General features: G+C 64.1%; 8 protein-coding genes and 1 pseudogene. 4 read left to right on the forward strand and 5 right to left on the reverse strand.

What is annotated here, in order from left to right; translation table 11 throughout:
- Nucleotides 1-542: 542 nt before the first annotated feature.
- Nucleotides 543-3,527: pseudogene (locus AC0MAZ_RS25835) on the forward strand (sensor domain-containing protein); the annotation flags it as partial.
- Nucleotides 3,528-3,836: 309 nt separating this feature from the next.
- Nucleotides 3,837-5,090 carry a serine hydroxymethyltransferase gene (gene glyA, locus AC0MAZ_RS25840; protein ID WP_028691350.1) on the forward strand — a complete coding sequence of 418 codons (1,254 nt, stop codon included), beginning with the start codon at nucleotides 3,837-3,839 and terminating at the stop codon, nucleotides 5,088-5,090.
- 59 nt (nucleotides 5,091-5,149) lie between these two features.
- Here the strand turns inward: glyA and AC0MAZ_RS25845 are convergent, their stop codons facing one another.
- The 5 genes from AC0MAZ_RS25845 to AC0MAZ_RS25865 form a co-directional block, all read right to left on the reverse strand.
- Nucleotides 5,150-5,449 carry a helix-turn-helix domain-containing protein gene (locus tag AC0MAZ_RS25845; RefSeq protein ID WP_475859679.1) on the reverse strand — a complete coding sequence of 100 codons (300 nt, stop codon included), beginning with the start codon at nucleotides 5,447-5,449 and terminating at the stop codon, nucleotides 5,150-5,152.
- Nucleotides 5,446-5,838 (reverse strand): type II toxin-antitoxin system RelE/ParE family toxin, encoded by a 393-nt coding sequence (locus AC0MAZ_RS25850; protein ID WP_232855733.1) that lies wholly within the window; start codon nucleotides 5,836-5,838, stop codon nucleotides 5,446-5,448. The genes AC0MAZ_RS25845 and AC0MAZ_RS25850 overlap by 4 nt, the downstream gene beginning before the upstream one ends.
- 77 nt (nucleotides 5,839-5,915) lie before the next feature.
- Complete coding sequence (gene yjiA / locus AC0MAZ_RS25855) at nucleotides 5,916-6,893, reverse strand: GTPase (RefSeq protein ID WP_475859680.1); 978 nt, start codon at nucleotides 6,891-6,893, stop codon at nucleotides 5,916-5,918.
- 182 nt (nucleotides 6,894-7,075) lie between these two features.
- Nucleotides 7,076-7,273 carry a YbdD/YjiX family protein gene (locus tag AC0MAZ_RS25860; protein WP_050706909.1) on the reverse strand — a complete coding sequence of 66 codons (198 nt, stop codon included), beginning with the start codon at nucleotides 7,271-7,273 and terminating at the stop codon, nucleotides 7,076-7,078.
- A gap of 13 nt (nucleotides 7,274-7,286) precedes the next feature.
- Nucleotides 7,287-9,353 (reverse strand): carbon starvation CstA family protein, encoded by a 2,067-nt coding sequence (locus AC0MAZ_RS25865; protein WP_050706910.1) that lies wholly within the window; start codon nucleotides 9,351-9,353, stop codon nucleotides 7,287-7,289.
- Between the two features lie 166 nt (nucleotides 9,354-9,519).
- Here AC0MAZ_RS25865 and AC0MAZ_RS25870 point away from each other — a divergent pair, with 166 nt between their 5' ends.
- Both AC0MAZ_RS25870 and AC0MAZ_RS25875 read left to right on the forward strand, forming a co-directional pair.
- Nucleotides 9,520-9,888 (forward strand): PilZ domain-containing protein, encoded by a 369-nt coding sequence (locus AC0MAZ_RS25870; RefSeq protein ID WP_028691346.1) that lies wholly within the window; start codon nucleotides 9,520-9,522, stop codon nucleotides 9,886-9,888.
- Between the two features lie 261 nt (nucleotides 9,889-10,149).
- The gene (locus AC0MAZ_RS25875) at nucleotides 10,150-11,667 is read left to right on the forward strand and encodes a nucleobase:cation symporter-2 family protein (protein ID WP_050706911.1); all 1,518 of its coding nucleotides are present in this window, start codon (nucleotides 10,150-10,152) and stop codon (nucleotides 11,665-11,667) included.
- Nucleotides 11,668-11,862: the final 195 nt, after the last annotated feature.

The following is an 11,862-nucleotide window of genomic DNA, read 5'->3' on the forward strand; positions in this document are numbered from 1 at the left end:
CTACCTTGCAGGCGCGCCTGCCGGCCCTGCGCGACCTGGCCTGGCTGGACGCCGCCGGGCAGGTGCGCAGCGACAGCCTCGACGGTACCCCGGACCGTCAGCTGATTGACGACCTCCTGCAACTGAATCAGGGCCGCGCCTTCTTCTATGGCAACGGCCCCGACAATAAACAGGTGTACCTGCTGCTGCGCCAGCCGACCGAACAGGACCGCGGCTACTGGCTGCTGCGCCTGAGCCCGGACTACTACTCAGAGCTGACCCGTCATCTGGACGGCCCCACCCACCCCCTGTGGCTGCTGGAAAACAGCCGCAGCGGCGAGGTCATCGAGCACCACGGCCACCGCCAGACCAGCGATGAACCGCTGCAGAGCGTGATGCTTGCGTTCATCGACAACAGCACCTGGCAACTGCGCGGCCTGTTCGACGCCGGCCTTGCCCGCGACAAACTGCTGCCGGCGCTGATCGGCAAGTGCGTGCTGGTGCTGTTCTGCGCCCTGCTGCCGGTGCTGGCGCTGATCAACATGCGCCGGCGCCAGCGCGCCCTGCAGGAAGATCGCCGACGCTACCAGGAAATCTTCGAGGGCACCGGCGTGGCCCTGTGCGTGCTCGACCTCTCCAGCCTGCCCGGCCAGCTCGACCGCTATCACCTGCGCAACCGCGCCGCGCTCAAGCAGAGCCTGGCGCTGGACACCAGGCTGCGACGCACACTGCTGGCGGAACTGAAAATCACCGAGATCAACCAGGTGGCGCGCCAGTTGCTCAACGTCGACTGCCACGAAGGCGCCTGGCAGCGCCTGATCGAAGGCAGCGGCGACAGCCGCGACAGTGTCGGCATGCAGTTGCTCGACGCGCTGATCGAAGAGCGCCAGCAGCTTGAGCTGGAAGTGCGCCTGCCCGCCCCGCTGGGCGGCGAGCTGCACCTGTGGCTGATGGCCCGCCTGCCCCAGCAGCGTCGCGACTACCAGGCGGTGATCCTGAGCATCAGCGACATCACCAGCCGCAAGCAGGTGGAGCTGTCGCTGCTGGAGCGCGAAGGCTTCTGGTCGGATGTGGTGCGCACCGTGCCCGACCAGCTCTACGTGCAGGACGTCAACAGCCAGCGGATGATCTTCAGCAACCGCCACCTCGGCCAGACCCTGGGCTACGACCGCGTGGAGCTGGCACAGATGGGCGACCGTTTCTGGGAGATGCTCCTGCACCCCGGCGACGCCGAGCACTACCGCGCCCTTCGCCAGCAGCAGCGCGATACCAGCTACGGCCAGTCGCTGCACTGCCAATTGCGTTTCCGCCACCGCGATGGCGGCTGGCGCTGCTACGACATCCGCGAACAGGTGCTGACCCGCGACAGCGAGGGCCTGGTCACCCGCATCATCGGCGTGGGCAAGGACGTCACCGTGCAGATCGAGGCCAGCGAGTCCCTGCGCGACAGCGAGCAGCGCTACCGCATGCTCGCCGAGAGCATCAGCGACGTGATCTTCTCCACCGACAGCCAGCTGCAGCTGAACTACGTCAGCCCCTCGGTGCAAGCGGTGCTGGGCTACCAGGCCGACTGGATCTTCGCCAACGGCTGGCAGTCGATCGTCGCCAACCCCGCCCAGCTCAGCGGCGTCTACAACCTGCTGGAGCGGGTCAGCAAGGTGCTGGGCGACAGTGAGCAACTGGCCCAGTTGCGCAGCACCCTGCCCACCCAGCTGTTCCTGTTCGACTGCCTGCGCGCCGATGGCCGCAAGATCCCCATCGAATTGCGCCTGGTGCTGGTGTGGGACGAACACGAGCGTTTCGAGGGCGTGCTTGGCGTGGGCCGCGATATCAGCCAGCAGCGCCGGGCCGAGAAAGACCTGCGCATGGCCGCGACAGTGTTCGAACACTCCACCTCGGCGATCCTCATCACCGACCCGGCCGGCTATATCGTCCAGGCCAACGAGGCCTTCAGCCGGGTCAGCGGCTATGCCGTGGCCGAGGTACTCGACCAGCTGCCCGGCATGCTCACCGTCGAACAGCAGCAGAGCGCCCAGCTGGGCTACGTGCTCAAGCAACTGAGCCAGCGCGGCACCTGGGAAGGCGAGGTCTGGCTCAAGCGCCGCAACGGTGAGCACTACCCGGCGTGGGTGGGCATCACCGCAGTGCTCGACGACGAGGGCGACCTGGCCAGCTACGTGTGCTTCTTCACCGATATCAGCGAGCGCAAGGCCAGCGAACAGCGCATCCATCGCCTGGCCTACTACGATGCCCTGACCCACCTGCCCAACCGCACGCTGTTCCAGGACCGCCTGTACACCGCCCTGCAACAGGCCGAACGGCAGAAGGCCTGGGTGGTGCTGATGTTCCTCGACCTCGACCGATTCAAGCCGATCAACGACTCCCTCGGCCATGCCGCGGGCGACCGCATGCTCAAGGACATGGCCGAGCGCCTGCTGGCCTGCGTCGACGACGACGACACCGTGGCGCGCATGGGCGGCGACGAGTTCACCCTGCTGCTGCAGCCCAAGGCCAGCCGCGAGCAGGCGCTCAACCGGGCCATCCATGTCGCCGAGAACATCCTCGAGGGGCTGGTCACGCCGTTCGTCCTGGAAAACCGCGAGTTCTTCGTCACCGCCAGTATCGGCATCGCCCTGAGCCCGCAGGACGGCAGCGAGCTCAGCCAGCTGATGAAGAACGCCGACACGGCGATGTACCACGCCAAGGAACGCGGCAAGAACAACTTCCAGTTCTACCAGACGGACATGAACGCCAGCGCCCTTGAGCGCCTGGAACTGGAAAGCGACCTGCGCCATGCTCTGGAGCAGAACGAGTTCATCCTCTACTACCAGCCGCAGTTCAGCGGCGACGGCAAGCGCCTGACCGGCGCCGAGGCACTGCTGCGCTGGCGCCACCCGACCCGCGGCCTGGTGCCGCCGGGCGACTTCATCCCGGTGATCGAAGAGCTGGGCCTGGTGGTCGACGTCGGCGACTGGGTGCTGCGCGAGGCGTGCCGCCAGCTCAAGGCCTGGCACAAGGAGAAGGTGCGGGTACCGAAGGTGTCGGTGAACATTTCCGCCCGGCAGTTCTCCGACGGCCAGCTGGGCACGCGCATCGCCACCATCCTCGAGGAAACCGGATTGCCCCCGGCCTGCCTGGAACTGGAGCTGACCGAAAGCATCCTGATGCGCGAGGTCAACGAGGCCATGCAGATCCTCGACAGCCTGAAGAACCTCGGCCTGAGCATCGCGGTCGATGACTTCGGCACCGGCTACTCGTCGCTCAACTACCTCAAGCAGTTCCCCATCGACGTGCTCAAGATCGACCGCACCTTCGTCGACGGCCTGCCCGAGGGCGAGCAGGACGCGCAGATCGCCCGGGCAATCATCGCCATGGCCCACAGCCTCAACCTGGCGGTGATCGCCGAGGGCGTGGAAACCCACGAGCAGCTGGAGTTCCTGCGCGAGCACGGCTGCGACGAGGTGCAGGGCTACCTGTTCGGCCGGCCGATGCCGGCCAACCAGTTCGAGGCGCAGTTCAGCAACGAGACGTTGTTCATGTTCCAGTAATCGCAAAACCACACGGCCCCTGTAGGAGCGGCCTTGTGCCGCGAAAGGACCGCAAGGCGGTCCCCGCTAACCTTGCATCAACGCTGAAATCCTGGGGCTGCTACGCAGCCCTTTCGCGGCACAAGGCCGCTCCTACAAGGGCACGGCGCAGCGTCGAAAAACCGGACCCAAAAGTCAACTCCAGCCCAGAAACGGCGCGGGTTGCAACATGAGGGCCATTGGTCCGCGACTTGATGCCACTTCATATGCCAGCGGCGAATCAATCGGTTAGAATGCACCCCCAATTCTGCCCGATCCTTGAGGACCGCCATGTTCAGCCGTGATTTGACCATTGCCAAGTACGACGCCGAGCTCTTCGAAGCCATGCAGCAAGAAGCCCTGCGCCAGGAAGAGCATATCGAGCTGATCGCTTCGGAAAACTACACCAGCCCGGCGGTCATGGAGGCCCAGGGTTCGGTTCTGACCAACAAGTACGCCGAAGGCTACCCAGGCAAGCGTTACTACGGTGGTTGCGAGTACGTCGACGTCGTCGAGCAACTGGCCATCGACCGCGCCAAGGAACTGTTCGGCGCCGACTACGCCAACGTCCAGCCGCACGCCGGTTCCCAGGCCAACGCCGCTGTCTACCTGGCCCTGCTGTCGGCCGGTGATACCATCCTGGGCATGAGCCTGGCCCACGGCGGTCACCTGACCCACGGCGCCAGCGTTTCCTCCTCGGGCAAGCTGTACAACGCCATCCAGTACGGCATCGACGCCAACGGCCTGATCAACTACGACGAAGTCGAAGCACTGGCCCTGGAGCACAAGCCGAAGATGATCGTTGCCGGCTTCTCCGCCTACTCGCAGGTCCTGGACTTCCCACGCTTCCGCGAAATCGCCGACAAGGTCGGTGCCTACCTGTTCGTCGACATGGCCCACGTGGCAGGCCTGGTCGCCGCTGGCGTGTACCCGAACCCGGTTCCGTTCGCCGACGTGGTCACCACCACCACCCACAAGACCCTGCGCGGTCCGCGTGGCGGCCTGATCCTGGCCCGTGCCAACGCCGACATCGAGAAGAAGCTGAACTCCGCGGTCTTCCCGGGCGCCCAGGGCGGCCCGCTGGAGCACGTCATCGCCGCCAAGGCGATCTGCTTCAAGGAAGCGCTGCAGCCTGAGTTCAAGGCCTACCAGCAGCAAGTGGTGAAGAACGCCCAGGCCATGGCCGAAGTGTTCATCGAGCGTGGTTTCGACGTCGTTTCCGGCGGCACCCAGAACCACCTGTTCCTGCTGTCGCTGATCAAGCAGGAAATCTCCGGTAAGGACGCCGACGCCGCCCTGGGCAAGGCCTTCATCACCGTCAACAAGAACTCGGTCCCGAACGACCCACGTTCGCCGTTCGTCACCTCGGGCCTGCGTTTCGGCACCCCGGCCGTCACCACCCGTGGCTTCAAGGAAGCCGAGTGCCGCGAACTGGCCGGCTGGATCTGCGACATCCTGGCCGACCTGAACAACGAAGCGGTGATCGACGCCGTGCGTGAGAAGGTCAAGGCCATCTGCAAGAAGCTGCCGGTGTACGGCAACTGATTGGCACACGCCTGATGTGAAAAAGCCCGGCCATGTGCCGGGCTTTTTTGTGCTTCTTCTCAGCGAGTTATTGCGACATCCGGCACGAGACGTATTTCCACGCGCTGCCCCAACGCCCTCGCCGCACTGGCCAGCGTTGCCAGCGTCATGCCGGCATCCGTCTGATCAAGCGCTCGATCGACCGCCGTACGGCTGGTGTGCATGCGCTCGGCAAGCGCCTTCTTGCTGACCTTCTGCTGCTTCATCGCCTCAGTCAGCTGCCAGGCAATCACCCGTTTGAGCGCTGTGGCCGTGACCTCCTCCAGAATGCCTTCTTCGGCAAGAAAATCATCGAAATCCGAACCGATGTGCGGGTTCATATCGTTTGCCTCCGCAAGCTTGCCCTGCGCTGCCTGGCCAATGCGAGGTCGATCGAGGGCGTCTTTTGACTTTTCTTGATGAATCCATGGAGCAAGACCATCACCCCATCGGTGATCGTGAACATCACCCGTCCCACGCTATCCCCCAGGTCGATACGGATCTCCCAGAGTCCGCTTTCCATCTTCCGAACCAGAGGCATGCCAAGCGGCCAACCGAATTGAACAGACTTGATCTTGTTTCCGATCAACCTGTGCTGGTTGCGCGGCAACGCTTTCAACCACTCCCGCACTGGCTCATTACCGAGGTCACTGCGAAAGAAAAACACCCGAAGCTGTGGATGTGACTCGACCAAGTGTACCAAAAAAGGTACCTCTTTCAAGGGGGCCATAGCGTATGGCCCAATGAATTGAACGAGGCAAAAAAATGCCGCCATTCGGCGGCATCAACCAGTCAGCTACGTCCCACTCATGCGTGATACAACGCCTCAAACCCTGCCCGAATATTCTCTTCCGGCAACTCATCGGCGATGAACACCATCACGCTTTCGCGCGTCTCGCCTTCCTTCCACTCGGCGTCCCAGTCGAACCCGTACAGCTTCAGCACCCCTTGGAACACCAGACGGCGGTCCTCGCCGGCAATGTTCAGTACCCCCTTGTAGCGCAGCAATTGCTTGCCGTGCTCTTCCAGCAGCTCGTTCATGAAGTCGCTGAGCCGATCGATGTCCAACGGCGTTTCAGTGCGCAGCACCAGCGTCGAGATACGGTCAGGCGTGGCCGGCTTGAGCACCGGGCGCAAGGTGGGCTTTGGGCTGATGCCCAGATCCGGGTTGAGGTTGAAGCCGCGCACATCGAGTAGCTCGGCCAGGTCGATGCGACCGTGCTCGACCACACGGATCGCCGCCCGGCCATTGATGCGCGCCAGGCGCTCGCGCAGGGCTTCGACCACCTGCGGCTCGACCAGGTCGGTCTTGCTCAGCAGCAGACGGTCAGCGAAGCCGACCTGGGCCTGGGCGATGGCCTGGGTCAGGTGCAGCTCGGCGTGGGCAGTGTCGACCAGGGTGATGATGCCGTCGAGGATATAGCGCTCGCGCAGCTCTTCATCAATGAAGAAGGTCTGCGCCACCGGTGCCGGGTCGGCAAGGCCGGTGCATTCGATGACCAGGCGATCGAAGGCGATTTCACCGGCATCCAGCCGTTCGAGCAGCAGGTACAGGGCCCGGGTCAGGTCGCCATGGATGCTGCAGCACACGCAGCCGTTGGCCAGGGTCATGACCTGCACCGGTTCATCGCCCAGCAGCTGGCTGTCGATGCCGGCCTCGCTGAATTCGTTCTCGATCACGGCGAGCCTCAGGCCATGCTCGGCCTTGAGCATGTGCTTGAGCAATGTGGTCTTGCCGGCGCCAAGGAAGCCGGTCAGCACGGTAACGGGAATCGGCGTTTGCACGCGGAAATCTCCTGTGCGGAAAAAAAAGAAAGGCCGCGATCCCTTGCAGGAGCGGCCTTGTGTCGCGACAGGGCCGCAAAGCGGCCCCAGATTTGCAGGTTCGCAGCAGATATTGCCGGGGCCGCTGCGCGGCCCTTTCGCGGCACAAGGCCGCTCCTACAAGGACCGCGCCGGCATCAGGTTCAACAGCACTTGGGCCCGGACTTGCCACCATAGCGCGCTTCCTGGCGCTCGCGGAAGAACGCCTCGTAGCTCATTACCGGCTTGTCCGGGTGCTTCTTCTGCATGTGCTCGACATAGTTGTCGTAGTCGGGCATGCCGACCATCAGGCGGGCGGCCTGCCCCAGGTACTTACCCAGTCGACCCAGGTCGTTGAACATCGCGGCGGTCCTCTCAAGCGTCAGGCAGGGCCTGGAACGGGGTTTCCTTGTCGCTGCGCTCCTTGCGACCCAGGGCGGCGAGGCCGACCTTGACGGCAAAGAACAGCACGCTGAATACCACCACCAGGAACAGCACGGTCAGGCCGGCGTTGGTGTAGGCGTTGAAGATCACGTGCTGCATCTGGCCGATGTCCTTGGCCGGGGCCAGCACCTGGCCGGCGTCCAGCGCGGTGCTGTACTTCTTGGCCAGGGCCAGGAAGCCGACCGCCGGGTTCGGGTCGAACAGCTTGATAAGACCCGCGGTGGTGGTGCAGATCAGCAGCCACACGGCCGGCAGCAGGGTGACCCAAACGTAGCGCTGGCGCTTCATCTTGATCAGCACCACGGTGCCCAGCATCAGGGCGATGCCGGCGAGCATCTGGTTGGAGATGCCGAACAGCGGCCACAGGGTGTTGATGCCACCCAGCGGATCGATCACGCCCTGGTACAGCAGGTAGCCCCACAGCGCCACGCAACCGGCGGTGCCGATCAGGTTGGCGGTCCACGACTCGGTGCGTTTCAGCGCCGGCACGAAGCTGCCCAGCAGGTCCTGCAACATGAAGCGTCCGGCACGGGTACCGGCGTCCACCGCGGTGAGGATGAACAGTGCTTCGAACAGAATGGCGAAGTGGTACCAGAACGCCATGGTGTTCTCACCCGGCAGCACCTGGTGGAGGATCTGCGCGATACCGACCGCCAGGGTTGGCGCACCGCCGGCACGGGCCAGGATGGTGTGCTCGCCGATGTCGCGGGCGGTGGCCTCGAGCTGCTCGGGGGTGATCATGAAGCCCCAGCTGCTCACGGTCTGCGCCACCGAGACGACGTCGGCACCGACCACTGCGGCCGGGCTGTTCATGGCGAAGTACACGCCCGGCTCGATCACCGAGGCGGCGACCATGGCCATGATGGCGACGAACGACTCCATGAGCATGCCGCCGTAGCCGATGTAGCGGGCGTTGGTTTCGTTGTCCAGCAGCTTGGGCGTGGTCCCCGAGGAGATCAGGGCGTGGAAGCCGGACACCGCGCCGCAGGCGATGGTGATGAACAGGAACGGGAACAGGGTGCCCTTCCACACCGGGCCCGTGCCGTCGGTGAACTGGGTCAGCGCCGGCATCTTCAGTTCGGGCGCGATGATCAGGATGCCGATGGCCAGGCCGACGATAGTGCCGATCTTGAGGAAGGTCGACAGGTAGTCACGCGGCGCCAGCACCAGCCACACCGGCAGCACGGCGGCGACGAAGCCGTAGCCGACCAGCATCCAGGTGATCTGCACGCCGGTGAAGGTGAACGCCGGGCCCCACACCGGATCCGCGGCGATCTGGCCCCCCAGCCAGATCGACAGCAGCAGCAGGACCACGCCGATGACCGAGATCTCGCCGATGCGGCCCGGGCGGATGTAGCGCATGTAGATGCCCATGAACATCGCGATCGGGATGGTCGCCATCACAGTGAACATGCCCCACGGGCTCTCGGCCAGGGCCTTGACCACGATCAGCGCCAGCACCGCGAGGATGATGATCATGATCAGGAAGCAGCCGAACAGGGCGATGGTGCCGGGGATGCGGCCCATTTCCTCGCGCACCATGTCGCCCAGCGAGCGGCCGTTGCGGCGGGTGGAGAGGAACAGGACCATGAAGTCCTGCACCGCGCCGGCCAGCACCACGCCGGCGATCAGCCACAGCGTGCCGGGCAGGTAGCCCATCTGCGCGGCGAGCACCGGGCCCACGAGCGGGCCGGCGCCGGCAATGGCGGCGAAGTGGTGGCCGAAGAGAATGTGCTTGTTGGTCGGGACGTAGTCCAGGCCATCGTTGTTGAGTACCGCGGGCGTGGCCCGGCGGGGGTCGAGCTGCATCACCTTGGTGGCGATGAACAGGCTGTAGTAACGGTAGGCGACCAGGTAGAGGGCCACTGCCGCGACCACGATCCACAAGGCATTGATCGCCTCACCGCGACGCAGGGCAACCACACCCAGCGCGCAGGCCCCTATGACTGCCAGCGCCAGCCACGGAATGTGGCGTAGCAGGCTATTATTGTTGTTCATGGTTTACTTCCAGCTGGTGGATTGGAAAGACCGCCCATCGAGTCTAGGGCCAGTCAAAGCGCATTGCCACACTTGCTTTGGTCTAGAGCCTCTGCGGCCAGATTGCGGTACCTGATACGGCAACATAACCCACTATAGTCAGGTTGAACCCCCGAGGGCTTTTCCCATGAGCGACCACGACGAACGCCGCCGCTTTCAACGCATCGCCTTCGATGCCCCCACTGAACTGCGCCAGGGCGAGCGGCGCTGGCCGGTGAAACTGCTCGACCTGTCGCTCAAGGGATTGCTGATCGAGCGCCCCGATCCCTGGAATGCCGACCTCACCCAGGACTTCGAAGCGATCATCCACCTCAACGACAAGAAGACCCAGGTGCTGATGCAGGTCGAACTGCGCCACGAGGAGCCGAGCCGTCTGGGTTTCATCTGCCTGCACATCGATATCGATTCGATGACCCATCTGCACCGTCTGGTGGAGCTGAACGTGGGTGACAGCACCGAAATGATGCGCGAGCTGCGCGAACTCATCGAAGATTGATATCTCTTAGCCTGCTATCTATCTGGCTGTGACGGCTTTCCTGTCCAGCCAGACAGCTTTCCTACACCCGCCAGCCTGTTTGTACACACCCCTCTGGAACAGCCTCCTGCATGTTGGAACGCAACCTGCATCCAGGTTTCACGCACCCTGGACGCACCCGTTCCGTCGCTACGATCAAAACTTTGTATACAATTTTTGTGGCAATTTTTTGTGGTAGTTGTCTACAGTAGCGACACAACAATAAACAGAGAGCCTGCTCCAATGACCACGTCCCCCAGCACGTCTCCCGCCCCGCGCCCCGAGGACGAAAATCTCGGCCTTGGCGCCAACCTGGCCTACGGGCTGCAGCATGTCCTGACCATGTATGGAGGGATCGTCGCCGTACCCCTGATCCTCGGCCAGGCCGCCGGCCTGGCCCCGGCGGAAATCGGCCTGCTGATCGCCGCCTCGCTGTTCGCGGGAGGCCTGGCCACCCTGCTGCAGACCCTCGGCCTGCCGTTCTTCGGTTGCCAGCTGCCACTGGTGCAGGGCGTATCGTTCGCCGGCGTGGCGACCATGGGCGCGATCCTCGGCAGTCAGAGCGGTGGCGGCTTGCCTTCGGTGCTGGGCGCGGTGATGGCGGCTTCGCTCATCGGATTCCTGATCACCCCGGTGTTCTCGCGCATCACCAAGTTCTTCCCGCCGCTGGTCACCGGCATCGTCATCACCACCATCGGCCTGACCCTGATGCCCGTGGCCGCACGCTGGGTGATGGGCGGCAACAGCGCCTCGCCGGAGTTCGGCAGCGTGGCCAACATCGGTCTGGCCGGGCTGACCTTCGCCATCGTCCTGCTGCTGAGCAAGCTGGGCAGCGCGAGCATCTCGCGCCTGTCGATCCTCCTGGCCATGGTCGCCGGCACCCTGATTGCCTGGGCGCTGGGCATGACCGACTTCAGCAAGGTCACCGAAGGCCCGATCTTCGCCTTCCCCACGCCGTTCCACTTCGGCATGCCGACCTTCCATATCGCCGCGATCCTGTCGATGTGCATCGTGATCATGGTGACCCTGGTGGAAACCTCGGCGGACATCCTCGCAGTCGGTGAGATCATCGACACCAAGGTCGACTCCAAGCGCCTGGGCAATGGCCTGCGCGCCGACATGGCGTCGAGCATCCTGGCGCCGATCTTCGGCTCGTTCACCCAGAGCGCCTTCGCCCAGAACGTCGGCCTGGTGGCCGTGACCGGGGTCAAGAGCCGCTACGTGGTGGCCACCGGCGGGGTGATCCTGGTGGTGCTGGGCTTGCTGCCGATCATGGGCCGGGTCATCGCCGCGGTACCAACCCCGGTCCTCGGCGGCGCGGGCATCGTGCTGTTCGGCACCGTGGCGGCCAGCGGCATCCGTACCCTGTCCAAGGTCAACTACAAGAACAACGTCAACCTGATCATCGTCGCCGCCTCGCTGGGCTTCGGCATGATCCCGATCGCGGCGCCGACCTTCTACCACAACTTCCCGAGCTGGTTCGAAACCATCTTCCACTCCGGCATCAGCTCGGCGGCGATCATGGCCATCCTGCTGAACCTGATCTTCAACCACTTCACCACCGGCAACTCGGAAAACCAGTCGGTGTTCGCCGCGGCCTACGAGCGCACCATCCAGTACTCGGACATCTCGGCCCTGCGCGATGGCGATTACTTCAAGGATGGCAAGCTGTTCGACGCCGACGGTAACGAGGTTCCGGTGCTGGAACTCGACGAGCACGGCAACGAGGCGCCCAGGCGCAAGGCAGTTGCCGAACACTGATCGCTGACCAGGACGGTCATCGAGGGGGAGCCGACGCGCATCGTCGGCTCTTTTTTTCGTCTCGAGCATGTGCGCAAGCAGGCACTGTGGGATGCGGGCACTGTGGGAGCGGGCTTGCCCCGCGATCCGGTCTGTCGGTACAACATCACTTCATGACAGGACGCCATCGCGGGGCAAGCCCGCTCCCACGTTCGA

It is taken from the genome of Pseudomonas sp. A, assembly GCF_056270345.1.

Excerpts from the sequence above, each read along its gene's own strand:
- glyA (WP_028691350.1), top strand. The coding sequence starts at position 3,837 with ATGTTCAGCCGTGATTTGACCATTGCCAAGTACGACGCCGAGCTCTTC.
- AC0MAZ_RS25845 (WP_475859679.1), bottom strand. The coding sequence starts at position 5,449 with ATGAACCCGCACATCGGTTCGGATTTCGATGATTTTCTTGCCGAAGAA.
- AC0MAZ_RS25850 (WP_232855733.1), bottom strand. The coding sequence starts at position 5,838 with ATGGCCCCCTTGAAAGAGGTACCTTTTTTGGTACACTTGGTCGAGTCA.
- AC0MAZ_RS25860 (WP_050706909.1), bottom strand. The coding sequence starts at position 7,273 with ATGTTCAACGACCTGGGTCGACTGGGTAAGTACCTGGGGCAGGCCGCC.
- AC0MAZ_RS25865 (WP_050706910.1), bottom strand. The coding sequence starts at position 9,353 with ATGAACAACAATAATAGCCTGCTACGCCACATTCCGTGGCTGGCGCTG.
- AC0MAZ_RS25870 (WP_028691346.1), top strand. The coding sequence starts at position 9,520 with ATGAGCGACCACGACGAACGCCGCCGCTTTCAACGCATCGCCTTCGAT.
- AC0MAZ_RS25875 (WP_050706911.1), top strand. The coding sequence starts at position 10,150 with ATGACCACGTCCCCCAGCACGTCTCCCGCCCCGCGCCCCGAGGACGAA.